Annotated in this window: 25 protein-coding genes and 4 pseudogenes; 14 read left to right on the top strand and 15 right to left on the bottom strand. The window is 69.0% G+C overall.

The genetic code is table 11. The features are described 5' to 3' along the window. The 3 genes and pseudogenes from ABT116_RS21590 to ABT116_RS21580 all read left to right on the top strand — a co-directional run. Positions 1–142: pseudogene (locus ABT116_RS21590) on the top strand (IS5/IS1182 family transposase); the annotation flags it as partial. Positions 143–642: 500 nt separating this feature from the next. Beyond that, the gene (locus tag ABT116_RS21585; protein WP_351636372.1) at positions 643–1,320 is read left to right on the top strand and encodes an N-acetylmuramoyl-L-alanine amidase; all 678 of its coding nucleotides are present in this window, start codon (positions 643–645) and stop codon (positions 1,318–1,320) included. Further along, positions 1,317–2,234: pseudogene (locus tag ABT116_RS21580) on the top strand (L-threonylcarbamoyladenylate synthase). The gene ABT116_RS21585 and the pseudogene ABT116_RS21580 overlap by 4 nt, the downstream one beginning before the upstream one ends. A gap of 805 nt (positions 2,235–3,039) precedes the next feature. Here ABT116_RS21580 and ABT116_RS21575 read toward each other — a convergent pair. The 7 genes and pseudogenes from ABT116_RS21575 to ABT116_RS21545 form a co-directional block, all read right to left on the bottom strand. Then, on the bottom strand, positions 3,040–3,360 hold the full coding sequence (locus tag ABT116_RS21575) for a hypothetical protein (protein WP_351636370.1): 321 nt from the start codon (positions 3,358–3,360) through the stop codon (positions 3,040–3,042). A 311-nt stretch (positions 3,361–3,671) separates the two neighbouring features. After that, complete coding sequence (locus ABT116_RS21570; RefSeq protein ID WP_351636367.1) at positions 3,672–4,391, bottom strand: SGNH/GDSL hydrolase family protein; 720 nt, start codon at positions 4,389–4,391, stop codon at positions 3,672–3,674. Further along, the gene (locus ABT116_RS21565) at positions 4,388–4,858 is read right to left on the bottom strand and encodes a cupin domain-containing protein (RefSeq protein ID WP_351636364.1); all 471 of its coding nucleotides are present in this window, start codon (positions 4,856–4,858) and stop codon (positions 4,388–4,390) included. Before ABT116_RS21565 ends, ABT116_RS21570 begins: the two co-directional genes overlap by 4 nt. Before the next feature lie 82 nt (positions 4,859–4,940). After that, positions 4,941–5,777, bottom strand: coding sequence for an AraC family transcriptional regulator (locus tag ABT116_RS21560; RefSeq protein WP_351636361.1), 837 nt, complete (start codon positions 5,775–5,777; stop codon positions 4,941–4,943). Between the two features lie 608 nt (positions 5,778–6,385). Then, entirely contained in the window at positions 6,386–6,754 is a 369-nt protein-coding gene (locus tag ABT116_RS21555; protein ID WP_351636357.1) for an STAS domain-containing protein, read from the bottom strand. A 5-nt stretch (positions 6,755–6,759) separates the two neighbouring features. Continuing rightward, positions 6,760–8,220: a PP2C family protein-serine/threonine phosphatase gene (locus ABT116_RS21550; RefSeq protein WP_351636354.1), complete on the bottom strand. Its 1,461-nt coding sequence runs from the start codon at positions 8,218–8,220 to the stop codon at positions 6,760–6,762. A gap of 162 nt (positions 8,221–8,382) precedes the next feature. Then, positions 8,383–8,759 (bottom strand): annotated as a pseudogene (locus tag ABT116_RS21545) (transposase); the annotation flags it as partial. A 138-nt stretch (positions 8,760–8,897) separates the two neighbouring features. On the opposite strand from ABT116_RS21545, the gene ABT116_RS21540 reads away from it, so the two are divergent. After that, the gene (locus ABT116_RS21540; protein ID WP_351636352.1) at positions 8,898–9,731 is read left to right on the top strand and encodes a hypothetical protein; all 834 of its coding nucleotides are present in this window, start codon (positions 8,898–8,900) and stop codon (positions 9,729–9,731) included. 23 nt (positions 9,732–9,754) lie between these two features. Here ABT116_RS21540 and ABT116_RS21535 read toward each other — a convergent pair whose 3' ends face one another. The 4 genes and pseudogenes from ABT116_RS21535 to ABT116_RS21520 form a co-directional block, all read right to left on the bottom strand. After that, positions 9,755–9,940 (bottom strand): DUF6207 family protein, encoded by a 186-nt coding sequence (locus ABT116_RS21535; protein ID WP_351636350.1) that lies wholly within the window; start codon positions 9,938–9,940, stop codon positions 9,755–9,757. A 235-nt stretch (positions 9,941–10,175) separates the two neighbouring features. After that, a pseudogene (locus tag ABT116_RS21530) lies at positions 10,176–10,472 on the bottom strand (SCO2097 family morphological protein); the annotation flags it as partial. 278 nt (positions 10,473–10,750) lie between these two features. After that, positions 10,751–11,566: a methyltransferase gene (locus tag ABT116_RS21525; protein WP_351636348.1), complete on the bottom strand. Its 816-nt coding sequence runs from the start codon at positions 11,564–11,566 to the stop codon at positions 10,751–10,753. Positions 11,567–11,745: 179 nt separating this feature from the next. After that, positions 11,746–12,309, bottom strand: a complete 564-nt coding sequence (locus tag ABT116_RS21520) for an SAV_6107 family HEPN domain-containing protein (RefSeq protein ID WP_351636346.1) — start codon at positions 12,307–12,309, stop codon at positions 11,746–11,748. 168 nt (positions 12,310–12,477) lie between these two features. Between ABT116_RS21520 and ABT116_RS21515 the strand changes: the two genes are divergently transcribed. The 4 genes from ABT116_RS21515 (at position 12,478) to ABT116_RS21500 (ending at position 18,075) form a co-directional block, all read left to right on the top strand. Next, entirely contained in the window at positions 12,478–13,377 is a 900-nt protein-coding gene (locus tag ABT116_RS21515) for an ATP-binding cassette domain-containing protein (protein ID WP_351636344.1), read from the top strand. Next, positions 13,349–15,433 (top strand): YhgE/Pip family protein, encoded by a 2,085-nt coding sequence (locus ABT116_RS21510; RefSeq protein WP_351636340.1) that lies wholly within the window; start codon positions 13,349–13,351, stop codon positions 15,431–15,433. The genes ABT116_RS21515 and ABT116_RS21510 overlap by 29 nt, the downstream gene beginning before the upstream one ends. Before the next feature lie 47 nt (positions 15,434–15,480). Continuing rightward, positions 15,481–16,110, top strand: coding sequence for a TetR/AcrR family transcriptional regulator (locus ABT116_RS21505; RefSeq protein ID WP_351636334.1), 630 nt, complete (start codon positions 15,481–15,483; stop codon positions 16,108–16,110). Between the two features lie 474 nt (positions 16,111–16,584). Continuing rightward, positions 16,585–18,075, top strand: a complete 1,491-nt coding sequence (locus ABT116_RS21500; protein ID WP_351636330.1) for a phytoene desaturase family protein — start codon at positions 16,585–16,587, stop codon at positions 18,073–18,075. A 27-nt stretch (positions 18,076–18,102) separates the two neighbouring features. On the opposite strand, the gene ABT116_RS21495 is transcribed toward ABT116_RS21500, so the two are convergent. The 3 genes from ABT116_RS21495 to thiE form a co-directional block, all read right to left on the bottom strand. Then, entirely contained in the window at positions 18,103–19,035 is a 933-nt protein-coding gene (locus ABT116_RS21495; protein ID WP_351636326.1) for an SCO2102 family sporulation regulator, read from the bottom strand. 56 nt (positions 19,036–19,091) lie between these two features. Beyond that, positions 19,092–20,015: a methylenetetrahydrofolate reductase [NAD(P)H] gene (metF, locus tag ABT116_RS21490; protein WP_351636323.1), complete on the bottom strand. Its 924-nt coding sequence runs from the start codon at positions 20,013–20,015 to the stop codon at positions 19,092–19,094. 98 nt (positions 20,016–20,113) lie between these two features. Further along, complete coding sequence (gene thiE / locus ABT116_RS21485; protein WP_351636320.1) at positions 20,114–20,770, bottom strand: thiamine phosphate synthase; 657 nt, start codon at positions 20,768–20,770, stop codon at positions 20,114–20,116. A 155-nt stretch (positions 20,771–20,925) separates the two neighbouring features. Here thiE and ABT116_RS21480 point away from each other — a divergent pair, with 155 nt between their 5' ends. From ABT116_RS21480 to ABT116_RS21465, 4 genes are all read left to right on the top strand, one after another. Further along, entirely contained in the window at positions 20,926–21,384 is a 459-nt protein-coding gene (locus ABT116_RS21480) for an alanine racemase C-terminal domain-containing protein (protein WP_351636317.1), read from the top strand. A gap of 148 nt (positions 21,385–21,532) precedes the next feature. Then, positions 21,533–22,945 carry an allantoinase AllB gene (gene allB, locus ABT116_RS21475; RefSeq protein ID WP_351636314.1) on the top strand — a complete coding sequence of 471 codons (1,413 nt, stop codon included), beginning with the start codon at positions 21,533–21,535 and terminating at the stop codon, positions 22,943–22,945. 51 nt (positions 22,946–22,996) lie between these two features. Next, positions 22,997–23,881 (top strand): hypothetical protein, encoded by an 885-nt coding sequence (locus ABT116_RS21470; protein WP_209923409.1) that lies wholly within the window; start codon positions 22,997–22,999, stop codon positions 23,879–23,881. Then, entirely contained in the window at positions 23,878–24,279 is a 402-nt protein-coding gene (locus ABT116_RS21465; protein ID WP_351636310.1) for a GntR family transcriptional regulator, read from the top strand. Before ABT116_RS21470 ends, ABT116_RS21465 begins: the two co-directional genes overlap by 4 nt. Positions 24,280–24,423: 144 nt before the next feature. Here ABT116_RS21465 and ABT116_RS21460 read toward each other — a convergent pair whose 3' ends face one another. After that, the gene (locus ABT116_RS21460; protein WP_003944235.1) at positions 24,424–24,870 is read right to left on the bottom strand and encodes a helix-turn-helix transcriptional regulator; all 447 of its coding nucleotides are present in this window, start codon (positions 24,868–24,870) and stop codon (positions 24,424–24,426) included. A gap of 236 nt (positions 24,871–25,106) precedes the next feature. On the opposite strand from ABT116_RS21460, the gene ABT116_RS21455 reads away from it, so the two are divergent. Then, positions 25,107–25,811: an SAF domain-containing protein gene (locus ABT116_RS21455; protein ID WP_003944215.1), complete on the top strand. Its 705-nt coding sequence runs from the start codon at positions 25,107–25,109 to the stop codon at positions 25,809–25,811. A gap of 99 nt (positions 25,812–25,910) precedes the next feature. After that, the gene (locus ABT116_RS21450) at positions 25,911–26,099 is read left to right on the top strand and encodes a hypothetical protein (protein WP_351636303.1); all 189 of its coding nucleotides are present in this window, start codon (positions 25,911–25,913) and stop codon (positions 26,097–26,099) included. Positions 26,100–26,116: the final 17 nt, after the last annotated feature.

Below are 26,116 nucleotides of genomic sequence, written 5' to 3'. Positions count from 1 at the left end.
AGCACTGTCAGCAGCACGAGCACCAGTCGAACGAGGTGTCGCAAGGCTGAAGTCCTGGCGGATCTTCCGCAGAGCCCGCTGCAGCCCGAACCGCCGGTCGTCAATCGCCGCAGCCGTCCTCACCCTGGAGCGTCAGCGCTGAAAGAGCTCACTGAAGTCCGCATGGCCAGGCGACGTTGCCGCGGCTTGGCGTGAGCTTCACCAGGAGCTCGACCGCGAGCTCACCGAGGCTGAAGAAGAGGCCGTCTCCCCCGACGGTTCCCTGAGGCTTCGGGTGCGGGCGGCCAACACCGAACGCGTGGACGTCTACCTCGACCGGAGGCCGTACGCCTCGGTGGACCTCGTCGACGGCCCGGCAGAGGTGACCCGTCCCCGGCACGGCGCGGAACAGCTGGGCTGACAGCGGCGTGGCGCCTGGGGCGGACAGGACGCCTCGGCGGCACCGTGTTGCGGGGCGGGGCGGCCGGTGCGACGGTGATCGGGAAGGCCTGCCATGCCCGGCAGGCCTGACCGGCGGCCATGGGCGAACAGTCTCTCCGGGCCCGGCGGGCCCGACGGCGCGGGTGCGGGAGTGAACTCCTCGAAGCACCGGCCGTTCCCGGTACACCGCCGCGGAAGAGGTCATCTCACTGGGAGTCTCCTGTGACTCATGAACACGAACCCGGCTCCGAGGCCGAAGGCGGCCCGGAGAACGACCAGTCCCTCCCCGACGCCGCGGACTCTCCCGTCCACGCCACTGCCGAGGAGTCCGATGCCCCGCCCTGGCCGCAGGACGAGGAGGAAGGGCCGGCCGTTCGGATCCTCGTGGTGCAGATGGGCCATTGTTTCCGCACCTCGGGTGCCACCGGCACGCCAGGGGAACAGGCGTTCGTGAAGGCGGTGGCCGATGCCTGCGTCGAGGAACTCGAGAGGCCCGGCCCGCCGGGCCGGGAGTATTGGCGCCTGCGGGTCATCAAGGCCGACGAGCCCTTGGAGCAGTACGCCGGCGACGCGTTCGTCGCCTTCCACTGCGACGGGTCGACCCGTCCGGACGCGCGGGGGGCGAGCGTCGGCTACCGCAACGCCGCGGGCCAGTCTCTCGCGCAGGCATGGAAACACGCCTACGAGCGGCACGGCTGGTCGGGCGGGTTCCGGAAGGACAATTACACCGAGAACCTGGCAAAGTATTACGGCACCCGAAAAGCTGTCGAGGCCGGCAACCCGCGAGCCTTCATCGCCGAGTGCGGGTTCCTCACCAACAGGGGCGACAAGGCCCTGCTGACCGGCCCGGGCGGTGTCGACCGCGTGGTGCGCGCACTGCTCGAGGCCCTCGGCATCTGAGCTCCGGCGAGATTTTGGCTGTCTACGGACTGGGCGCCAACGCCGAGGATCCCGCTGCCGTCTCGCGCATCTTCCAAGTCAAGCGACGTCCACCGTCCCACCCGCTGATCGTCCATATCGGCGGCGCACAGCATCTGGGCGACTGGGTCCAGGACGTGCCCGAGACGGCGCGCCTGCTGGCCGAGCACTTCTGGCCAGGGCCGCTCACGCTGGTCCTGCGGCGCGGCCGCCGGGTGCCCCTGGAAGCCACGGGTGGCCTGGAGACGGTGGCCGTGCGCGTGCCCGACCATCCCGTCGCCCTCGCGCTGCTCTCGGCCTTCGGCGGAGGTGTCACCGCCCCGTCCGCCAACCGCTTCGGCTCGGTCAGCCCCACCACGGCTGACCACGTCCGGGCGGAGCTCGGCGATGCCGTCGACTTCATCCTGGACGGCGGTCCCTGCGGCGTCGGCGTCGAGTCGACCATCGTCGACGTCACAGGCGAGACCCCGGCCATCCTCCGGCCCGGCGGAGTGACCCGCGAGGACCTCGAAGCGGTGCTGCAGTGCCCGATCGAGGTCCCGTCCACGAGCCATGTCCGGGTGCCGGGTCAGCACCCGTCGCACTACGCGCCGTCTGCGCGGGTCATCCTGGTCGAGCAGGAGAAGGTCGTCGAGGAAGCACAGTTCGCGCAGGAGCAGGGCCACCAGGTCGGCGTCCTTCTTCCCCCCGTCCCTCGCCGACACCCCGGTGAAGGCGCACGCCATGGTGGAGGTCCCAGCGTCCCTGGCCGGCTACGCGCGCGAGCTGTACAGCTTCCTGCGCGAATTCGACCAGCGGGGGTGCGACCTCATCGTCGCCTCCTTGCCGGTGGAGGAGGGGCTGGGACTGGCGATCGCCAGCTGCGCCGCGCCGCGGGGCCCCGGTCCACCACGTGACCAGGCCGGCCTCTCGCATCACCGGACGCGATTGATTTGCTCCTCTGGGCACAATGCCGACGAGGAGCAGCGTTTCTCGGGCAGTTCGGGAGGCACTGCCCGTGCTGGATGTCGATGGTTTCGGGCAGCAGCTCGGTGCCAATCGGTAAGACGCCGTGTGTTGCTCGTCCGAGGGCCGGGAGAAAAGCGCTGGCTACGGGCGCAGGTTGCGGCCCCCGTCCCGCCGTTGCCGAGTACCGGCAGGCGCCTTCCGTTCTGGCCGTGTTCTCGTATAACTACGGCCAGGTGGCGTGTACCACTGCGTAATGCTCAGGGTTGCGGTGAGAGATGCCGGCAGTAAGTACCGGATTTACTGCGACGGAACCCCTGCCGTGATCACCGCGACCTGCGGCGGGGCAATCCGGCCGCCAGGGCGAGGTGTACACATTTACTGCGGCTTCACTGTGCTGACCACGTGCGAAGTCGCATCAAGATCCACTCATCGCCCCTTTGGTGCGTATATCGGCTGTACCCCGGGTTCGGGACTGCCGATCAGGCTTGGGTGGGCTCTGGCCCGAATCGGTGAGGGTGGGCTGCTCTGACGTACTTCAGTGCGGTCGTGTGTCGGAGATCCCGAAGACGCGCATCAGGTGCACGGGGTCGGCAGTTTCGTGTGCCTCATCGAGCAGCCGGTCGATGCGGAGCCTCCGGGGCTGGATACCGAGCTTCTGAACACCAACCGCAGCCCGTCCTTGGACACCGGAGGGCCGTTGGGGTCGACCGCGGTGACCTGCGTGACGATCAGGTGCGGATTGGTGCTGCGGGGTCAGCGCTCAGCCCGTGCGCGAAGCCAGTCGCTCAGGAGCTTCATGGTCAGTTCGTCGAGATAGACGACGTGATCACCGAAGCGGCGGCGGACGACCAAGCGCCCTGCCGGACGGTCGAGGCCGGTCAGGAGCTGATGACGGATCTCCTGTGGCCCCAGCGCGTGGATGGCCACCAAAGCAACGACGACCTTCGCCATCGCGGTCGGTGCCTTGTCCAGCAGACCCACGAGCCGGTCCGACGGGATGCGCCGGGGTGCGTTGACGGTGGCGACGGAGACACCGCGGGCTGGATCGCGGAAGATCACGCGCTCGCGTTTCATTGCGCGGAAGAGCGATCGCAGGCTTGCGTGGAGCGAACGGGCTTGTTCTCCCGTGCGGCTGCTGAGTATGTCCTCGATGTCCTTCTGGGTGATCTTGCGGTGGCTTCGTAACCGAGCTCGTCATCGACAGAGCCACCGGCTCGCCGAATGGGGTCGCGGTCGACGACAGCAGCCGCCACGGGACCGTGACCCGGGTGCCCTCGCGGTGGTCACGCAGCCAGACGAGCCGGATGTCGTAGGCGTTGACCGCCTGGTTCGGATGCCACCTCTGCGCGGTAGATGGCATCCGACTGGCCGGGCGCCGGAACCAGCTACGCGCTCTGGGGCAGCAGACCGGCGTCGATGACCTCAGCGATAAGGGTGGCGCCGCGGCTGTTCTGGTGGATGTGGTCAGTCGTGAGCACGAGACCTCGCCGCCGCGAGATCGTGTCGAGGCTACGGCGCAGCACTGCGTGCTGGACGAGGACGCCGACGGCCGCTGCGGGCGTCACCTCCCGGTATGAAATCGGCGGCGGGTCCGCTTGGCGCAGTTCCTCGATCTGGCGTTCGTGGAGCGGAAGGTAGGCCACCTCGTTGGTGGCGGCGACCTCGGCGATCATCCGGCTGTACGCCTGAGATGCCTGTGCCGCTGCTCCGTCGAGTTGTTGGCCGAGTACCGGTAGCGACAGCAGACCGATCGTCGCGTCGGTCTCCGCTCGCAGCCGTGCGACGACGGCTCCCAGGCACTGTTGGAACCAGCCGGCCGACGGGCGAGCGGGGAGCTGTTTGCGCTTCATAGCCTGCTCGACGGGGTAGCCGGCAAGGCTCGCTCGGGCGTCGTTGGTCCCGATCAACACGGTGATCACATCGGGTGGGTTCGTGACGACAGCATCGAGGCGCTGCAAGAGGTTGTAGGCGAAGTCGCCGTTGGCGCCGAAACGGGCAAGCTGCACGTCACCGGGAGGGCGGCGTCGCCGGAGAAGATCCAGGTAGTCGACGCTGAACTGCGCGCGGGTGAGGCTGTCGCCGAGGCACGCGATGCGTGTCGTCACGGCGCTTCCTCCGGGCTGAGCGTGCCGACGCGTTCGGTCGGGCGGGTGTCGGTCCGAGGACGGTGGTCGGTGCCGAGGGTCGCAGTGATGGCCAGGATGGACGTCGGACCCTCCATGTCGACCACGTGCCATACCCCGGCCGGGTTGATGGTGGCCTCGCCCGGCCCGAGCAGAACGCGGTCGGGCACCCCGTCCACGTCGCGAGTGACCGTCACGGACCCGCTGAGGCAAACGACCAGTTCGTCGCCTGCAGGGTGGTTCTCCCAATGGTCGCCGAGCCCGTCGCCGTCGAAGATCATCACCATCCAGCCCTCGGCGCCGTCTGCCGCGACCGCGGCGCTGTAGGCCTGGAGCACCTCCGGGTCCCAGGTGAAACCCTCGACGGGTTTCGCTCTCGATCCCAGTCCGAGGTGCACGGGGGTGGTCCGCAGGTCCATGGCATTGCGTTCGTGGTTGACGAGTCTCATGCCGACGATCGTCCACGACAGCGATCGGGCGGTCTTGAAGAAAAGGGAAGAGAAGCCGACGCGAAGGGCAGACGGTTGGCGGCTACCCGGCTCCGAGGAGGACTTCGCTGCGACGCCAGGCCGTCGGCGATCGGCCCGTGAACTCGCGCCAGTCCCGAACGAGATGGGCCTGGTCGGCATAGCCAGAGACGGTTGCCACATCGCCCCACGGGAGCGGGTCCTGCGCCGCCGCCAGTTCGTGCGCGTGCTCGAAGCGCAAGACTCGGGCGAAGGTCTTTGGCGACAGGCCCACCTCACCGCGAAACCGCTCGGTGAGGTACCGACGGCTCCAGCCGAGTTCCGCGGCGACCGCACCAACCTGGACGCAACCCCGCGCGGCGACGAGGCGGCGCCATGCCTCGGCTACCTCGGGGCGCACCCAACGCACATGGTCGCCGCAGGCGCCACGACCGACAGCTCGGAGGAGCAATTCGTCCAGCGCGGTGAACCGCGCCGCCCATGTTGTCGCCGATCGGAGCCGGTCGACCAGCTCGACGGCAAGCGCTCCGAGAAGCTCGTCAAGTGGGACCAGTCGGTGGGCGAGCTCGGCGGACGGCATGCCGTAGATGGCCCGGGCCCCGAGAGGTGTCAGCGATACCTGAACACCTTGCTGGCGTCCGTCGTGGTGAATCGCGACGGACCGGCACATCAGACCGCCGGCCACGCTGCCGAATCGGGTGACCGGTGACCCGTCGTCAACGCCCGCCGCCACCTCCAAAGGATCTGACAGGCTGATCACCGCAGTGAGCGCGCGGCTCGGCGGGCCGCAGTGCACCCCCGCCGGGAGCCCGCGGAGGTCGAAGCCGACATACGAGTCGACGTACTCCCGCAAGACGGGCGCCGGACGTGCACCGATCCCGGTGGCCGTGTGGTCCTCCATTTTCGTCAGTGTACGAGCCGCCCAGCCCAGGAAGATCACCCTCCAAGGACTGATCACCACCCTTTGCGGCTGGTGACGCGGTTCTTACCGGCACCCCGTCACACAGCGCATCTCCGTTGGCCATAGCTATACGAGAACAGGGCCTAGACATGCCGGGCAAGGTCGCCGACTTCCTCCGCACTACCGAGCTGGACGACGCGAGCGGGTGGTGCTCGACCAGGGGGCGACCGTACGGCGCGGTCAGGGCTACACCCTGCGCGTCAGCGCCGTCCCTGCCGTGCACCGTCAGCTCCTTGCCCACTGCCAGCCACTCGACGGCGGCCACGGCGTTCCGGCTGTTCCGGGGCGAACACCGTCGCCGTGACCGTAATGACGCTATCTGGCACGTCTTCATACAGGTCCTCTGCTGTCGGGAAGCCGGCCGCAGGGATCCGGCAGCTCCATCCGAAGAAGGCCGCCCCCCTACCCGAATGCCGGTCGGCTGCAGCAGGCCGCGGACGTATGGGCAAACAAGCGCCAGCGGTGGGGCGCCTGGCCGTTCGTTGTACACCGCGCAGGCCGGGCTTTGCCGCCAGGGGAGCGACGCGAGAGGCTGGCGAAGGAACGGTTCAGGCCGCGTCGGGGGCGCCCTGGTGGGCGCTGAGCGCGTCGGCGGTGCTCGGGTAATGGGGCAGGAGGCTGTCCACTCCGGTGAGGGCGAGCATGCGCATCAGCCGGTCGGGGACGGCGGCCAGGGCCAGGGAGCCGCCCGCATCCTGGGCGCCGTGCCAGATGCCGATCAGGGCGCTGAGGCCGGCGGAGTCACAAAAGCCCACCCCCGACAGGTCCAGGATCAAGTGGTGGTGGCCCTGGTCGATCAGCTCCAGCGCGCAGGTACGCAAGCCGGGTGCGGTATGCAGGTCGATCTCGCCGGTGACGGTGGCGACCGCCGCGGGACCGGGGGTGGCGGTCAAGGTCAGCTCGATGTCGTCGGTCATGGCGGTCAGTGCTCCTCCCCGTCGGGCGCGGCGGTGGTGTGGGCGGTGAATCCGGCCCCCGTTGCGGCGGCGGCCTGGTCGGGAGCGGGAACCGACAGAGCCAGCAGGGCGACGTCGTCACTCGCGCCCTCGGGCAGGGCGTCCAGCAGACCGACGGTGTCCTGGACCAACTGCGCCGCCCCACACGAGGCGGGACGAGCGGTGAGGAAGGCGGTCAGGCCCTCGTCACCGAGCATGGTGCCGGTGCTGGTGTGTGCTTCGGTCAGGCCGTCGGTGTAGAGGAGCAGGGCCTGACCTGGGGCGAGGTGGAGGGTGGTGGAGGCGAAGCGGGCGCCGGGAAAGGCCCCGATGAGCATGCCGCCCTTGGGACTGACCCCTTCCACCCGCGTGTGCGTGGCGGCCCCGGCTTCGGGCGGGGCGGGGCTGAGGTGGTAGGCCGGGGGGTGCCCACCGGTGGCCAGCTCCACGGTGAAGCCCCCGGCCGCATCAGGGGTGAGGGTGGCGAAGAAAGCTGTGCAGAACCGGCTGCCCGCCCACACATCGGCCAGCAGGGCGCTGTTCAGGGCCTCAAGTACCGCGACGGGATCGTCCGTGTGCTGGGCGGAGGCCCGCAGGGTGTAGCGGGCCAGGGAGGTGATAGTGGCCGCCTCAGCGCCCTTGCCGCATACGTCCCCCAGGAACAATCCCCACTTCCCGGCGGGCAGGGGGAAGACGTCGTAGAAGTCACCGCCCACGTCGTGCACGGACGCGGTGTGGTAGTGACAGGCCAGCTCCAGGCCGGGCACCGTCGGCAGCGCCGGCGGCAGCAGAGTGCGCTGCAAGGTGGAGGCGAAGGAGGCAATCGCCGCCTTGTCCCTCTCCGCCTGCTCCCGGGCCGCCCGCTCAGCCTCGGCGGCCCGCTGCTCCTGGCGCACGGTGCGCAGCGCGGACAGGCGCAGCTCCATCTCGTCCATCACGATCGCCGCCAGATCGGTCAGGGTGGCAGTCTGTTCGGAGGTGATGGAGCGGGGCTTGGTATCCAAGACGTTCACCGTGCCCAACTTGTGCCCGTCCGTCGTGGTGATCGGCGCGGCGGCGTAGAACCGCACGCCGAGCGGCCCGGTGACCAGCGGGTTGCCGCAGGCGACGTCGTCGAGCAGAGTGTCGGGAATCACCAGCGCATCGTCCCGCAGGACCGCGGAGCCGCACAGGCCCGGGTCCCGGCCGATCTCGCTGACCCCGTCCAGGCCGTGCGCGGCCTTGAACCAGATCCGGTCCTCGTCCACGATCGTCACCGTCGCCACGGGGACGTCGAACAGGCGGGCTGCCAGCGCAGCCACCCGGTCGAACGCGCCGTCGGGCGGGGTGTCGAGGATGTCGTAGCGGCGCACCGCCTCCATCCGCCCGACCTCGACGACCTCGTCGGGCACCAGATGCAGGCGCTTGTCAGTAGCGCCCTCCTCGGATGCCGAAGCCTGCTCGGGCATCGGCCTTCCACCTCCTAGACATCCCGCAGCCACCAGGCGCGGCGCGGGCCAGCGGAAAGCCTAAGCGGAACGGAATGTGCGAAGGCCATCGGGTGGCACCTCACAGGATCACCACCGATGACGACGCGCACTGCTGCCCGGTGAAACCCGGCGACAGCACAGGCAGTTCGCCCGTTTCCCGACCGCTCCGCAGTACTGACGGGCCACTCCCACCGACGCGGTGCCGCACTTGGGGAACGACACATCGTCGATCACCCACACCTCGGGCATGATCGCCTCGGACAGCCGCCCGGCGATCCGCTGCCGGACCGGCAGCGGATCCCACGGCGACTGATTCACGAACTGCTGCAGGGCCTGCATGTTCCCCTCTGGCAGACGCTCGGCCATCGGCTGGATCGACTACCGTCGGCCGTCCAGCATCAGACCCCGCAGATAACACCCACCCCACCGCCGCTGATCCCGCCGCGGCAACGACCCGAACACATCGGCCACGAACTCCGTAACTCACCCCGGAGCCGTTCCACTTCCCCCAACCTCATACCCGGGAACATGCCCACAACCAGGCAAGATCACCCGACGTAACGAAGTACCACTAGGGGTGGACCTGATGTTCCCGGCATTCGGCCCTAGGAACAAGTCGGTCGTGTTCTCATCGAGGACTCCCCACAGTCGCTGCTGTGACAAGCACATGGAGACGGCTGACCGACCGTCTGGCGGGGAAGACCGAGCCAGAGCCCCTGTGGACGGAGGGCGTGCCGGACCACCTCGAGGTGCCCATCCGTGAATGGCTGTACGAGGTCCTGCGCACGTACGACATGGCGACCCCCGTGGCAGTGCGGCTGAAGCTGCCCTCCCGGATCCTCAAGAGTCGCGACCCCTATGCAGAGCTGGCCACACTCGACGACCCTAAAAATCCGATGCTCCGACTGGAGATCATCGACGCGACGCTGAGCTGCATGCAGCAGGCGTTGCAGGGGGCACGCTGGAACCACCTCCAAACGGCAGCTTCCATCGCCCGCCATCTGGAAGGCATCCTGCGCGAGGGCGAGCGCCGGATTGACGAGACGCTCCACGCCACCTACGACAAGGCCGTCGAAGCTGGGGCTTCGAAGGCAGAGACGGCGGCCGATCATCTCCGTGCGGCGTTCACTGAGGCGTACGGAATCAAGCCCGACCCGAGCGCCGCCTACTCGCGTGCCATCAAGGCCGTCGAGGCCGTAGCGAACCCGCTCTTCCTGCCCAACGCACCGGAGCCCACCCTCGGCAAGGTGCGCGCCCATCTGGATCAGGGACGGCACAAGTACGAGATGGTCATCGCCGACAAGACGGGGGCGCCCGCAGACATTGACGCGGTCGTCGCGATGATCAGCCTGCTCTGGTACGGACAGCGGGACCGCCACGAGGGAGGACCAACCAGCGCCCCCGTGACCCTGGAGGCTGCGGAAACGGCCGTGCACACGGCCGCGATCCTGGTCCACTGGATCTCCAGCGGCAGCATCCGGAAGAAGTAGCTGAAGAGCCCCCGCGGCACACGCTACGAGTCGAGCAGCTGGTTCAGGTCCGGGTAGCAGCGCAGCCGTACGCCGGGTTGACCGGCGTCCCGCGTCGTCTGCTCCGCTGTGGCCGTTGCCCACCGTTCGGCCAGCAGCTGCTGGAAGGTCAGAGCGGTGGCGTCGTCGGCGGCCGCGACATCGACGACGAGCAGGCCTGGCTCACTCACGTGCGCCTCATTGATCGGGTGCATGTACGGCACTACACCCGGGCGCCCGGCGTGGGTTCCGTCGCGGTGGTGTCTTCACCCGCCCGAGTGGCGGGCCGTCAGGGGCTGTCGCCGCCCCAGTCCCAGCGGGCCGGGTCGCCGGGGCACGGGTCGTACAGCGCCCGGCCGCCGGGGCCGAACTGCCCGAGCTCCGTGAGGAGGGAGACACCGTCGTCGATCTCCTCCGGTGTCCGGCGGCACCGGACGCCTGCTCACCCGGCTTGGGGGCCTTGCGCCAGCCGGTCACGGCGAGCACCGCACAGCCCAGCATGACGAGGAAGCCCACGACGCTGAGCCAGACCTGCTTGGCGACCATTCCAGCCATGAGGAGCGCGATACCTACGAGGAAGCCCGCGACCGCCTGGTAGACCCGTCGCCGGGTGTACGTGCGCAGCCCGCTTCCCTCAAGCGCTGTCGCGAACTTGGGATCTTCGGCGTACAGCGCTCGCTCCATTTGCTCGAGCATGCGCTGCTCGTGCTCCGAGAGCGGCACGGAGTCCTCCTCATCGTGCAGTCGCCGGGGCGACCCGGGGGGTCCCTTCAGGATAGGCAGGGAATCGCCCCCGTGAAACCCGCCCCTCTGCGCCAATTGACCAACCGGAACCCGCCATGGGCGTCCGGCTCGCTGAGGCTTGCATTCCCCGGCGGCCGACCCGTCATGCCGGAACGGTCTCCCTCGATCATACGGCGCGCCGTCCCCATTCGGGGGGCCTGTGGCGTACTCCATGCGCAGCCAAGGCGCTGATCAGCGGTGGTGCCTCATGAGGAGGCTCAGGCCTCGACGGCCCCATCGGTCTCGCCCGTCCCGCCGGTCCCACCAGTTTCAGCGGCCCCACCGGTCTCACCCAGGACGTGGAGCTGCGTGGCCACCGAGTGGAACGCGGGGAGCTCGGCGGCGGCCTCCTCCAGCTTCAGCAGCGCTTCCAGGGCTCCGGGCTCGGTGTCCACGAGGACGCCGGGCACGAGGTCGGCGAAGACCCGGACGCCGTGCACGGCACCGACGCGCAGGCCCGCTCCCTCGACCAGGTCCGTGAGCTGCTCGGTGGTGAAGCGGCGCGGTACCGGGTCACCCGCGCCCCATCGTCCGTTCGGGTCGTCGAGCGCCTGCCGGGCCTCCTTGAAGTGCCCGGCGAGGGCGCGGGAGAGCACGGCACCACCGAGTCCCGCGGCGAGCAGGCTGAGGACGCCCTCCGGGCGCAGGGCGGCCACCGCGTTGCGGACGCCCTCGGCCGGGTCGTCCACGTATTCCAGGACGCCGTGGCACAGCACCACGTCGTAGCCACCGCGCTCGGCCACGTCGAAGAGGCCGTGGGCGTCGCCCTGGACGCCCTTGACCCGGTCGGCCACGCCGGCTTCGGCGGCCCGGCGCTCCAGGGCGAACAGGGCGTTGGGGCTGGGGTCGACGACGGTGACCCGGTGGCCGAGGCGGGCGACGGGCACCGCGAAGTTGCCGCTGCCGCCTCCGGTGTCGAGGACGTCCAGCGATTCCCGACCCGCGGCCTTGACCCGGCGGTCCAGGGCGTCCTTGAGGACCTCCCAGACCACGGCGGTACGGAGTGAGGCGCGGGGGCGCATCGGGTCCGACACGGCAGTTGACTCCTCGGCGCGGCACCGCCTCTTGCACGGCGGCGCGAACGGGGCGTCTCCCCCGGCCCCGGCCACGGGGAGGGAAGACTTCAGGCGTCCCCCACCCTATTGCCTCGGCCGCGGCGTCCGGATGCCCCGGTGCCGGGATGCACCGCGGGTCGGGCGGGCCCGGGCCGCGGTCAGCCCGCGTCCGGCATGTCACTCCCCGCTCCGGGGCCCTCCGGCTGGTCGTGGTCCGGGCGGGGCTGTGGGAGGACCGGCTGGAGGACCAGCATCCGCTCGACGAGGCGCAGGAACATCGCCACGTCGCGTATCAGGTCGTCGGCGTCCCGGCCGGTGGCCGCGCCCTGGATGCCTGCGTCGGCGCGGGCGCGGCGCCTGGCGCCCGAGGCGAACAGCGCGCTCCACTCGGCCAGTTCGGGTGCGATCTCGGGGAGCACTTCCCAGGCGCTCCGGATCTTCGCCCGGGCCCGGGGCGAGGTCTCCGGGCGGCCCCGGGCGGCGAGCACCGCCGCGGCGGTGCGCAGGGCGGCGAGGTGGGCCCGCGAGTAGCGCTCGTTCGGTGTCTCCAGGGATGTGGCCTCGTCGAGGCTGGCGCGGGCCTGGGCGAGCAGGTCGAGGGCGGCGGGCGGGGCCGTGGCCCGGCGGAGGACGGGGTGCACATCGCTCGCCGGGCCGGTCAGTGAGGGGGCAGGGCCGGTGGCGCGGCGCCGGCGGGCGGCTGCTGCGTGATAGCTGGCCATGACGAACCTCCTGTCGTCTGGTTGACGGCACGTCCGGTCACGGAGTGCCGTATGTGACCCATCGTGAGGTATGGCACTGACAATCCGTTCTGACCTGCTGTTTTGCTTCGCTCGTAGGTTCGGAGTAGCTTTTGCACTGACCAGTCAGTTCAAATTCAGGGGAGACTCGTGGGGGAACAGGCGGGAGGGGTGCGGATCGCCGCCGACGGCCTCGGAATCAAGGGGCCACGGGGGTGGGCGGTCCGCGGGATCTCCGTCGAGGCCGAGCCGGGTGCGCTCGTCGCGGTCGAGGGCCCGTCCGGGTCCGGCCGGACCTGCCTGCTGCTCGCGCTGACGGGGCGGATGAAGGTCTCGGAGGGCACGGCCGCCGTGGGCGACGCGAAGCTGCCGAAGCAGATGGCGGCCGTGCGCGGCATCAGCGCGCTGGCCCACGTCCCGGGGGTCACCGACCTCGACCCGGCGCTGACCGTCGGCGAGCACCTGCGGGAACGGGCGCTGCTCCAGCGGCGGTTCGGCGCATCGCTGCGCGGACTGCTGCGGCCCCGCGGCGAGCGGGCGGCCGAGGCCGAACAGCGCGTCGACGCCGCGCTGGAGGCGGCCGGGCTCGATCTGGAGACCCTGCCCAAGGGGCCGCGCACGGCCGTTCGGGACCTGGAGCGCCTGGAGGCGCTGCGGCTGTCGATCGCGCTCGCCCTCGTCGGCGGGCCGCGGCTGCTCGGCGTCGACGACGCCGACCTCAAGCTCTCGGAGGGTGAGCGGGAAGAGGTCCGGTCGCTGCTCAGGTCCCTGGCCGCCGCCGGGACGACGGTCGTGGCGGTGTTCGGCGAGGCGCCCGAGGGTGCCATCAGGGTCTGCACCGCACAGAGCCATGAAGACCCGGCCGCCGGGGACGACGAGCCGGACGAACACGTCCAGGCGGGCGAGGCTGATCAGCCGGACGAGACCGAGAAGGCAGACCAGGCAGACCAGGCAGACCAGGCAGACCAGGCAGACCAGGCAGACCAGGCGGACCAGGCGGACCAAGGAGAGGAGAAGGCCGATGCGATCGCCGAGACTGGCCGCGCTTGAGCTGCGCCGCTTCGGGCGGGGGAAGCTGCCGCGCGCCGCGTTGGTCGCGCTGCTGGTGCTGCCGCTGCTGTACGGTGCGCTGTACCTGTGGTCGTTCTGGGACCCGTACGGCCGTCTGGACCGGATTCCGGTCGCGCTCGTGAACGACGACAAGGGGGCGACCGCCGACGGGAAGAAGATCACGGCGGGCGACGACATCACGAAGGGCCTGCGTGACAGCAAGACCTTCGACTGGCAGGAGGTGAGCGCCGCCGAGGCCCGCAGGGGCGTCGAGGACGGCAGCTACTACCTCTCGCTCACCCTGCCCGCCGACTTCAGCGAGCGGATCGCCTCCAGCTCCGGCAACAGCCCGGAGACCGGCGCCCTCCAGGTGCGCACGAACGACGCGAACAACTACATCGTCGGCCAGATCTCCCGCACGGTCTTCAGCGAGGTGCGGCAGGCGGCGTCCACGAAGACGTCCCGGTCCTTCCTGGACAAGATCTTCGTGTCGTTCTCCGACATACACGGCAAGACCGTGAAGGCGGCGAAGGGCGCCGAGCGGCTCAACGGGGGTATCGGCAAAGCCGAGAAGGGCTCCAAGGACCTCGCCGACGGCCTGAAGGACGCCAAGGGCGGCAGCGGCAAGCTCGCCACCGGCCTGAAGAAGCTCCACACGGGCGCGGGCGACCTTGAGGACGGCTCGAAGCGGGTCGCGGAGGGCACCCAGAAGCTCGCCGACCGGGTCAACGGCACCGCCGACAAGGTCGGCCCCTTCCTCAAGGGCAACGAGAAGACCATCGGGGACACCGCCCAGCTGGTGGCCGACTCCTCCGGGGTGATCCGCAAGCACCTGGACACCCTGGTGAAGACGGCCCCGACCGCCGCCAAGGGCGCCCGGGCGGCCTCCGGCACGCTGAACGACGTCTACGCCAGGCGCTGCGACGATCCCGTCCTGCCCGACCCGGCCTGCTCCGACCTGAAGAAGGCCAAGGACGCGGCCGCCGACGTGACCACCATCGCGGACGACCTCAACACGCTGATCGCGGACCACGACGGCGACCTCGACAAGCTCGACAAGAACCTCGCCACCCTCCAGAAGCAGTCCCAGGCCCTCGCGAACCGCGCACCGCACCTCTCCGAGGACCTCACCGACGCCGTCAAGAAGATCAACGCCCTGAACGACGGGGCGGCCGAGGTCGCCGCCGGTGCGAAGAAGCTGCACAAGGGGATCGGCACGGCGAAGACCGGGGCCGTCGGCCTGGACAAGGGCATCGGCAAACTCAAGACGGGCGCGGACGACCTCAACGGCGGCATCTTCAAGCTCGTCGACGGCTCCGGGAAGCTCGCCGGCGGCCTGCACGACGGGGCGGAGAAGATCCCGGACTACAACGAGCAGGACCGCGACCGGCGCACCGAGGTCATGGCCGACCCCGTGCGGCTCGCCTCCCAGGATCTGCACAAGGCGCCCAACTACGGCACCGGCTTCGCGCCGTACTTCATCCCGCTGTCCCTGTGGGTGGGTGCGATGGTGGCGTACATGCTGATCGCGCCCATGAACCGGCGGGCGCTGGCGGCGGGAGCCCCGGCGTGGCGGATCGCGCTGTCGGGCTGGCTGCCGGTGGTGGCGATCGGGGTGCTGCAGACGGTGGCGCTGATGTCGGTGCTGCACTGGGCGGTCGGCCTGGAGATGGCCCGGGCGGCCGGGACGGTGGGCTTCCTGTTCCTGGTGACGGCGTGCTTCGCGGCGATCGTGCAGTGGCTGAACGCGCGCTTCGGGGCGGCGGGCCGGATCCTCGTGCTCGCGCTGCTGATGCTCCAGCTGACCTCGGCGGGCGGCACGTACCCCGTGCAGACCAGCCCCGGGTTCTTCAACGCGCTCCACCCGTTCCTCCCGATGAGCTACGTCGTCGAGGCACTCAGGCGGCTCATCACGGGCGGTGGACTCGAACCGGTGTGGCACGCGTGCGTGGTGCTGACGGCGTTCACCGCCGGTGCCCTCGCGCTGACCGCCGTGGCGGCCCGCCGGCGCCAGGTGTGGACGCTGGACCGGCTGCACCCGGAGCTGAGCCTGTGAACCCCACCGTCGCCTCCCCGGGAAAGGTTCCTGTGACAATCAGGGCCATGGAAAGCAGCAGTGCCGCGTCGGGCGGCAGCACGCGCCGCGAGGCCACCCGGCAGAAGCTCTACGAGGCGGCCGTCACGCTCATCGCCGAGCAGGGGTTCTCCGCCACGACCGTGGACGAGATCGCCGAGCGTGCCGGGGTCGCGAAGGGCACGGTCTACTACAACTTCGCGAGCAAGTCCGTCCTCTTCGAGGAACTGCTGCGGCACGGGGTGGGTCTGCTGACCGCCTCCCTGCGGGAGGCGGCCGAGCGGACCGCGCGGGAGGGCGGCGGCAAGGTCGACGCCCTGGACGCGATGATCCGCGCGGGGCTGGTATTCATCGACCGCTACCCGGCCTTCACCCAGCTGTACGTCGCCGAGCTGTGGCGCACCAACCGGGCCTGGCAGTCGACGCTGATGGTGGTCCGGCAGCAGGCCGTCGCGGTCGTGGAGGACGTCCTGCGCGAGGGCGTCGGCAACGGCGAGTTCAGCGAGGAGATCGACGTGCCGCTGACGGCGGCGGCACTGGTCGGCATGGTCCTGGTCGCCGCGCTCGACTGGAAGTCGTTCCAGCCGGAGCGTTCCCTGGACGACGTCCACGCGGCCCTGTCGCGGCTGCTCCAGGGGCGGGTGAGCGGCTGCCGCTGACCGCCCCTGCGGCGACCGTGCGAAAGCGCCGGTCCGCTGTGGCCGCGTCCCCCGCGGGCCACCTCGAACCGGCGCCTTCCCCACTCCCCCGTTTTCCTTCTCCTGCTCCCCCGTGCGTCCCCCCGCAGGACCCCCGTTCGGTCGTCCCCCGGTTTCTTCCGGTTCCCCCGGATCTCCCCCGTGTCTCGCTCCCGCCGACACCGCCGGCGGAAGGAGCGGATCGCGGGCCGGCTCCGTTCCGGCGCCCCGTGTCGCCGGTGCCGGAGCCGTGCCCCTCTCCGTGGCTCCACTCTCTCGTCCGCGCAGGTCGTCCCCCATCCGCGCGCGTACTCAACTGCCCGGCTAGGTATGCGTACTCAGTCCTGCGCACAGGGCCTCACGCCGCTCCGTCGCCGCCTGATGACGACCGCCTCCGCGCGCGTACTCGCAGGCCGCGGGCCGGGGCTGTCGGTGGGGGCCGATAAAGTCCCTGGCATGGCACGGATTGCGGTGATCGGCGCCGGGATGGGCGCGCTGACGGCTGCCGCCCGGCTGGCCGTCGCGGGCCACCGGGTGGCGGTGTACGAGCGGACGGACACCTACGGCGGAGCCCTGCGCCGCTTCGAGCGCGACGGGTTCTCCTTCGACACCGGCCCCGCCCTGCTGCCGCTGCCCGCCGTCTACCGCGACCTGTTCGTCAAGACCGGCAAGGAGCCGCTGGAGTCCTGTGTAGAGCTGGTCCAGGTCGACCCGTCGGCACGGCACGTGTTCGCGGACGGCACCGAGGTGTCGCTGCCGAACGCCTCGCGCGCGGGCGTCGTCGCCGCCCTGGACGAGGCGCTCGGCGCGGACGCGGGGAAGCGCTGGGGCGATTTCCTGGTCCGGGCCCGCGAGGCCTGGGACCGGACCCGCCGGCCGCTGCTGGAGGAGCCGCTGTGGCCGAACTGGCAGGTGCTGGCCGAGCGCGAGCCCTATCCGTCGGTGCCCCACAAGCGACTGCTGCGCACCCGCCGGGCCGGCACACTCGCCGAGATCGGCGCCTGGGAGCTGCGCGACCCCCGGCTCGCGGCCCTCCTGGAGAGTCATGCCCTCGGCCACGGTCTGGACCCCCGGGTCACGCCGGCTAGCGCGGCCGTTCTGCCGTACCTGGAGCACGCCTTCGGCACCTGGTACGTGCGCGGTGGCCTGCGCGAGCTGGCGCGGGCGGTGTACGAGCGGTGTCTGGCCCGGAGGGTCGAGTTCCACTTCGGCGCCGCTGTCACCGGTGTGCTGGAGAAGGACGGCCGGGCGTCGGGGGTGGAACTCGCCGGCGGGTCGGTCGCGGAGGCGGACTTGGTGGTGGCCGGTGTCACGCCCGGGGCGCTGGCCCGGTTGACGGCGGGCACCGTCGTGCGGGGCGACGGCGAAGTGCCGTCGCAGCCGGCTGCGGCGTCCCGGCTGACCCTGCTGCTGGCCCTGCGTGGCTCTCGCCCCGAGGGCACGGCACACCGCACGGTGGTGCACTCCCAGGACCGCGAGGCGGAGTTGGAGGCCCTGTTCGGCACGGCGGCCGTAGATCCCCGTCCCACGGTCACGGTGCTACGGCCCGACGACCCGGGCACCGCCCCGGCGGACCACGAGGCGGTCACGCTGACGACGGTGGTGCCCGCGGGGCCCGGCCGGGCTCCCGACGACCTCGCCGACCACATGATCACCGCCGCTGAACGCTCCGTACCGGGCCTGCGTGGCCGCCTCCTCTGGCACGAGGTGCGCACCCCGGCCGACATCGCGGACACGACGGGCGCGGAGGGTGGCGCGGTGCCCGTGCCGGCCCTGGCGGCGGGCGGCGGACGACTGCTGCACCCGTCCAACACCACGCGGGTGCCGGGTCTGTTCACCGTGGGCGGCTGGGCTCACCCCGGCGGCGGGCTGCCGCACGCGGGCATGTCGGGCGCTCTGGTGGCGGGACTGATCGTGGAGGGACCGGAGTTCCGCGGCTCGCAGTGAGCACAGCGCCCCGGCAGGGCCAGGGCCTCAGAAACGGTACTGCTCGTCGTACCCGTTCCCCTGCGGCTGCTGCCCGCCGCCCTGGTACGGGTACGGCTGCTCCGGCGGCAGTTCCTGCCCGTACTCGTCGGTGTTGCGCTGCTGCGGGACCCACACCCCGCCGGGCGGGCTGTCGCCGCCGTAGGTGCCGGAGTACTGGTCCTGGCCGTAGCTCTGCTGGCCGTAGTACTGCTGGTCGCCGTACGTGTTGTCGTACGTGCCCTGGCCGTAGTTCGACGAGCCGATGTACGGGTCGGAGTAGGCGGCGTACTGCTGCTGACCGGCGTCGTAGCCCTGCTGCTGGCCGTAGCCGGAGTAGTCGTAGGCGTAGGACTGGTCGGCGGCCTGGGCCGCGTACTGGTCGTGGGACTGCTGTTCCCCCGACTGGTACCCGTGGTCGTAGACGCCGTACGAGCCGGTGTCCTCGGGCATGGGCTGCGGCTCGTAAACAGCGGTGGTCTCGGCGGACGTCGGCTGGTGGAGGGGTCGGGCGGGGGTGAAGACGTCGTCCCGGTCGTAGTCGTCGTCCTGGCCGTGGGGGGCGGGGTCGCCGCGGTAGGCGCCGGCCTCGTCGTCGTAGCCGCCCTCGGCCTCCAGGCCGGAAACCTCCAGGGTGGGCTCCTGGCGGCCGCGCTCACCGCGGCGGCGCTTGCTGCCGCCCAGCGCGGGCGCGTTCATCGCCCAGCCGGCCGCGAAGCCGCTGCGGAACGACAGGGTGACGTAGGTCTGCCCGACCGCGAAGGCGGCCGCGCCGAGGCCGATCACGACGACCGACGGGATCAGGACGCCGACGACGACACCGAGGAACCCGGCGAAGGCCAGCAGCCGCCAGCGCAGCCGCGCCTTGTACTGCAGCAGCACCTCGCCCAGCAGCCACAGCGCGACGATGCCGAACGCGATGTAGAGGACCGCCCAGCCCATGTACGCCCCTCTCACAGTGGCCGCTACGCAGTGTGTCGTATACCGGTGCGAACGGTCTAGGCCTGCGGTGAGTGGTGCAGACCCAGATTCTCGTAGATCTCCAGTGTCGCGGTGGAGTTGTTGAGCGTGATGAAGTGCAAGCCGGGCACGCCCTCGGCGAGCAGCCGCGCACAGAACTCCGTGGCGAATTCGATCCCAATGGAGCGTACAGCGGCCGGATCGTCTTTTGCTGTGAGGATCCGCTCTTTCAGGGCGTCCGGGAACGTGGCGTTGGTGAGGGATCCGATCCGTTCCAGCGTCTTCACGCTCGCGATCGGCATGATCTCGGGGATGATCGGAGTGTCGCAGCCGGCGGCCGAGACCCGGTCACGCAGCCGGAGGTAGTCCTCGGGCTGGAAGAACATCTGCGTGATGGCGTAGTCCGCGCCCGCTCGGCACTTGTCGACGAAGTGGCGGACGTCGGTGTCCCAGTCGCACGAGCGGGGGTGCATCGCCGGGAAGGCGGCGACGCCCACGCAGAAGTCGCCGGAGGCCTTGATCAGCTCGACGAGTTCGGCGGCATAGGCCAGGCCCCGGGGGTGCGGCACCCACTCGCCCATCGGGTCGCCGGGCGGGTCACCGCGCAGGGCCAGCATGTTGCGGATGCCGGCGTCGGCGTACTGGCCGATGATGTTGCGCAGGTCGGCCACCGAGTGGTCGACCGCGGTGAGGTGGGCGATCGGGGTGAGGGTGGTGTCGGAGGCGATCGCCTCGGTCGCCTTGACCGTGCCCGCGCGGGTGGAACCGCCCGCGCCGTAGGTCACGGAGACGAAGTCGGGCGCCACGGCCTCGACCCGGCGCAGCGCGTTCCACAGGTTCCGTTCGCCCTTCGGGGTCTTGGGGGCGTAGAACTCGAACGAGTACGTCGTCTTGCCGGCTGCGAGCATGTCGCGCACGGTGCGGGCGTGGTCCGACCTGATGGATGCGGTGCCGAGGGCCATACCGGCAGGTTAGCCAGGGGCGGTCGGTCCCCCAACCGGGGGCCGACTTTTGCCCGAATTGTCCACTTGTTGTCCATCCCTTGGACAAGTCGGCGGAACTACGCCTCCCGCAGCCGCTTCGCGAACTCGGCCGCCGCGGCCGCGGGGTCGTCCGCCTCGGTGATCGCCCGGACGACGACGACGCGCCGGGCGCCCGCCTCCAGGACCTGGTCGAGATTGCCGAGGTCGATGCCGCCGATGGCGAACCAGGGGCGGTCGGTGCCGAGGGCGGCGGTGTGGCGGACGAGGTCCAGGCCGGGGGCGTGACGGCCGGGCTTGGTGGGCGTCGGCCAGCACGGGCCGGTGCAGAAGTAGTCCACGCCCTGCTGGACGGCGGCCGCTTCGGCCTCGGACGCGGCGTGGGTGGAACGGCCGATCAGGACGTCGTCGCCGAGGAGCGCACGGGCCGCGGGGACCGGGAGGTCGCCCTGGCCGAGGTGCAGGACGTCGGAGCCGGCGGCGTGGGCGACGTCCGCACGGTCGTTGACCGCGAGGAGCTTTCCGTGCCGGGCACAGGCGTCGGCGAAGACGGCCAGGTGCTCCAGTTCCTCGGCGGCCTCCATGCCCTTGTCCCGCAACTGCACGATGTCGACCCCGCCGGTCAGCACGGCGTCGAGGAAGTCCCCGAGGTCGCCCTGTCGCTTGCGCGCGTCGGTGCAGAGGTAGACCCGGGCGTCGTCGAGCTGGGCCCGTGCGGTGGCGGCGATGCCGGTCATGCGTGTCCCCCTGGGTGTCGTGGCGTGCGGGTGGGCCCGCGTGGGCGGCGTGCGTGGGCGTCCGGCGAGGGACGCACCTGTCCCGCCGCGAACGCCTCGGGCACCTGCAATTTGACATGGTTCGGCCCGGAATTGCGATATATGGATTGTCTCCGGTGCCCGAACTCGGAGATTTCGGTTTACGACCGGCGATGACGCTGCGAGCGAAGGTGATTCTGGTGAAGAAGGTGGCCGCCGGAGAGGGCGTCTCCTACGGGCATCAGTGGGTCGCACCGCACGACACCACTCTTGCGCTGCTTCCCGTCGGCTACGCCGACGGTTTGTGTCGCTCACTGAGTGGCAAGTTCGAAGTGCAGTTGGGCGGTAAGCGTCGCCGGGCCGTCGGGCGAATCTGCATGGACCAGGTATTGGTGGACCTGGGTCCGGACGGTGACGGAGTTCGCGAAGGCGACACCGCGATCTTCTTCGGCAACGGCGATCACGGCGAACCCAACGCGCAGGCCTGGGCCGACGTACTCGACACCATTCACTACGAGGTCGTGACCGGTATACGTGGACGCACTGTGCGTACATACATCGGGGGACCAACGCGGCCTCGACGGCTTCGGACGTGACTTCCTCGGCCAGATCGAGGTCACAGCGAACATCGAAGCCATCGCAGCCGGCGGCCTGAACCTCTCTGTTGACGACCTGTTCGACCTCGGGCCCATTCGCGAAGTCCACGAAGAAAATCCAGACCTGGCGCTGGCATAGAGCACTCCCTTGTCCAACACACTGTTTTCGCAACCGAAAGGCCCTGAAATGTCCTCTCCCACAACCCCGGACCTCGTCGTCACCGGCGGAACCGTTATCTCCCACGACGGTCGCCGCCGCCAGGACATCGCGGTCGCCGATGGGCGCATCCTCGCAGTCGGCGACAATCTCCTCGCCCCGGGAGTGCCGACCATCGACGCGACGGGGTTGCTCGTTCTCCCAGGATTGGTGGACATGCACGTCCATCTGCGCGAGCCCGGAATGACCGAAAAGGAAGACTTCGCGAGCGGCACGTCGGCTGCAGCTGCGGGCGGCGTCACGACCGTCGTCGACATGCCCAACACCAAACCCCCCGTCGCGACGGCCGAGCGATACCGGCAGAAGCTGGACCTGGTGAAGAACAAGGCGTACGTGGACTTCGGGCTCTACGGGATGCTCGATCACGCCAACTCCGACGAGATCGCGGACATGGCGGAGCTGGGCGCCATGGGACTCAAACTGTTCATGGGTCAGACGACGGGTGACAACCGCTGCCCCAACGACGCCGCGATCTTCCGTGGACTCGAAGCTGCCGCTGCCGCCGATCTTGTCGTGGGCGTGCACGCGGAGAACGATCACCTGCTGCGCATGTTCGGTGACCGCCTCCAAGCGTCCGGTCGTAAGGATCCGCGCGCACACCTCGAAGGCCGGCCCGCCTTCGTCGAGGTCGAGGCCATTACTCGCATCATCACGATGGCAACCGAAGCGAAGACCAAACTGCACATCCATCACCTATCGACGGCCGTCGGACTCCAGCGGGTGATGGATCTGCGTGCGCAGGGGCATCGGGTCAGTGTCGAAGCACTTGTCTCGCACCTGTTCCTCGACGCGGATGCCTACGACACCTACGGGAACTTGATCAAGCTCAACCCGCCGATTCGCCCGGCCTCCGACGTGGCCGCATTGTGGGACGGGATCGACCGCGGGGACGTCGACATCATTGCCACCGATCATGCCCCGCACACCGTCGACGAGCAGGCCGAGACAGATGTGTGGAAGGCGTACGGCGGATTCATCGGCGTGGAAACGATGCTTCCGTTGATGCTCACCGCCGCTGCGCAGGGAAAGCTGACCGTCGAAGACATCGTCCGCCTGTGCTCCTACACTCCGGCGCAGCGCTGGTCGATGGCGAACAAAGGTCAGATCGCGCCCGGCTTCGATGCCGATTTCGTCCTCGTCGACGCCGGAGCCGAGGTTGTTCTCGACCAGAACTCGCTCCACTCCAAGCACAACGTCACTCCGTACGACGGTTGGGCGCTCACCGGCAGTGTTGTCGCGACGTACCTGCGCGGCGGCCTTGTCTACGAGAAGGGAGAAGTGGTCGGCGCACCCCGCGGCCGTCAGGTCCAGCCGGCGCGAACGCCTGCCGATTCCGTGCGCTGACTTGCCGATCCGCGAACAATGACAATCCAGCACAACAGACGAGGAGAGCGCGTGAGCGACATACAGGCAACACTGCTCGGAGATACCGGTTCCGCCACTATCCGTGCCGCGGTTGAGCGTTGCGTCGACGAAGTACATGGTGGGTCCACCGGTTCACCGTCTACCGACCCCGCTGCGATCGCCGGGATAGGCACCACAGCGGCGCATGCGTTGAAAGGTCGACTGCTCCTCGATGCGCTGGCGGACTACGGCGTCGAACTGGATGGGACACTGCCATTCGACAATCCCGAGGCGCTACTGGCGAATCCTGCGTGGACACTCGCGCTCGTTCTCAGTCCGTGGAAGCAGTCGGTCGCAACGTATTTGGCGATGTCAACTCCGTCCGCCGTGCGAACCGGTGTCGTCGACACGATAGTTCGTGAGTCGAGGGGCGAGGTTGGAGTCAACACCAACAGTTGGGCATCTCAGGCGGCGATGGAAACGCTGATGGGTGGCCGGACACCGTCGTCGATTCTGATTCTCGGGTCCGGCGGTTCGTCGAACTCGGTAGCGTTGGCGTGCCGCCGGGCGTGGCCGGGTGTGCGACTGATCGGCAGTGCCCGCAATCTCGACGCTGCAGTGGTGTGGGCGCAGCGATTCGACGCCGAGTTCGCAGCACCTGCTGACGTCTCCGCGCTGCTCGGCCCGGGCACGCCGTCGTTGCTGGTCAATACGACCACGTGGGGTGAGACGGACGCCTCCGAGGAGTCGCCGTTCGTGTTCGACTTCTCGGCTCTCGTATCTCCGGGCAACCAGTTCTTCGATCTGAACAATCGGGTGAGCGCCTTGCAGAGCACTGCGCTGTCGGCAGGTATGAACGTGATGTCCGGAACATTCATGCAGCGCGCCACCAACGCTTGCCGGGCAGCACTGTCGAAAGCGAGGACGACCCTGTGAGCCCGTTGGACAGCATGATCGTGAGCCGTAGCGGCGATCCTGTCAGTGCACGCGAACGTGTATATCTGTATCTCCGGCAACAGATCACCACCGGTGAATTCAGTGGCGGAACCCGCTTGACCGAGGAGCAGATCGCCGACGAGCTCGGTGTGAGCCGGACTCCCATCCGAGAAGCATTGCAGCGGTTGACAAGTGAAGGTCTTGTCGAACGCGTTCGGCGTGGTCAGCTCATCGTCGTGGATGTCGATGCGCAGGCACGTGCCGAGCTTCACGAACTCCGAGTCGCATTCGACCAAGTGGCTGCCAGACTCATCACCGCGAAAACCTCGAGCGTGGACTGGGATTCGCTGTACGCGATGCTGACACCGCTCGATAGTGCACTGAGTGAATTCGGGTAACCTGCTGTCCTGTTTCACAGAAGACTCTCAGCTGCGTGGCAGGCAGGAGAGTGAAACAGCAGGGAGAACGAGCTGGCACCGGGGCGGGGAGAACCTCGGAGTTTGCTCCAGAGGGGGATAGCCATGCCACGTGTACGGCGAGACTCAGGCAGGCGTTCCAGGCGGGCGATGCTTGGCCTTCAGATACGCGCGTTTCACCTGCGCCTCAGAAATCCCCAACGCTGCGGTCAATGCGGCCGCGATTTTGTCGGTGAGGGCGATCTCACCGCGTTCGATGCGCGTGATCGTCGTGGTCGTCAGCCCGCACACTTTGCCGAGCTGGGGTTGGGTAAGTCCGACCAAGCACCGATAGTCGCTCAGATAACGCTGCTCAGGATCCGTGACGACGACATCGCCGATCTCGATGTTCAACACTTTCGCAGCCCTGGCCAGGAAATCGATCTGAGGAGACGTGGCTCCGATCTCCCAATTGTGGATGGTCGCGGCCGTCGTGTCAGCCAGGCGGGCGAGATCGCCACGAGACATGCCAGCTGCCTTGCGAGCAACTGCGAATGCTTTTTTATCGAAGCCGCGCAGGACGTTGCGGCTCATCGGGTTGGTCCGTCCATCGCTAGACACCATGCCGCAACCCTTCTAATATGCCACCCAGATTGGCTTTTAGATTTGTCACCAAGATTGACAATAATTGTGGCGAACCTACGGCCACCGAAAAGCCGCAGCAAACCGTTCCGCAGCGCAGTTGACGCCAGCCAGTCCAGGTCCCGTCCTACTGTCCCCGTACGACCTGCCCACCTCGTCCACTCGTCCACTGTGAAGGACCACCACACATGGCATCCCTACTGACCAAAAAGATCGATTCCATCCGCTCGTCCGGTGACAAACCACCAGCACATAACGGCGCAGACCCGGATGGCCCACCTGATCTGACTACCCGTGCGCGTGTTCGTCGACGCCCGATCTACTTGGCCGTGGGCATTGCCCTTGTCGTCGTCGCTGTGATCGGGATGCTCGCCGCTGTGAGTGCTATGCGCGCCACCACGGATGTCCTCGTGCTCGCCCGCGACGTCCAACAGGGTCAAGTCATCGAGTCGAAGGACCTCACGGTGAAGACCGTCAACGTCGACGCGGACCTGGGTGCGCTCTCAGCAGGTGAACGCGGCCGTGTCATCGGCATGAGCGCCGGCACGCGTCTGCCGGCCGGATCCGTATTGATGCCTGCAGCTGTCACCGACCAGGTAGTACCCGGGGAAGGCCTGACGATGGTCGGCATCACCGTGGGATACCCACACCTACCGTCGGAAGCGATTGTCCCCGGAGACATGATCCGCGTCGTAGACACACCCCGCGAGGGCGACGATCCGCCCGTCACAGGACCCGTCAACACGAAGGCGCAGGTCTACTCGATGACCGTTATCGCGGAAGCGGGCGAAACCACTCTCAATCTGCTGGTCCCGGAAGCTGAAGCGAATTGGGTCGCGGCGCGTGCCGCGACGAAGCGCGTGTCCATCGTCCTCGACAACCGAGTGCGGTGACTATCGATGTATCTCGCACTCATCTCTGCATCCGGGGCGCCAGGGGTCTCCACGACAGCATTAGCTCTGGCCTTGAATTCACCGAGTAGCAACACGCTCTTGGTTGAAGCTGACCCCATCGGCTCCTCGCCGGTGCTCGCCGGATACCTGCTCGGAGGCCGCTACCACGACAAATCGTTGATCAACCTCGTCGACGCCAACCGTCACGGACGCCTCAAATCAGCGCTGGCCGCCGAGGTGATCACCTTCCCCCCGAGGAGATCGTGGCGCTCGCCGACCGCTGCCTGATCGTCGCGCAGGGACGG

The sequence above is a fragment of the Streptomyces sp. NPDC002130 genome, from assembly GCF_040296465.1.
Taxonomy (GTDB): Bacteria; Actinomycetota; Actinomycetes; order Streptomycetales; family Streptomycetaceae; genus Streptomyces.
This window is presented reverse-complemented; position numbering and strand designations above follow the sequence as displayed.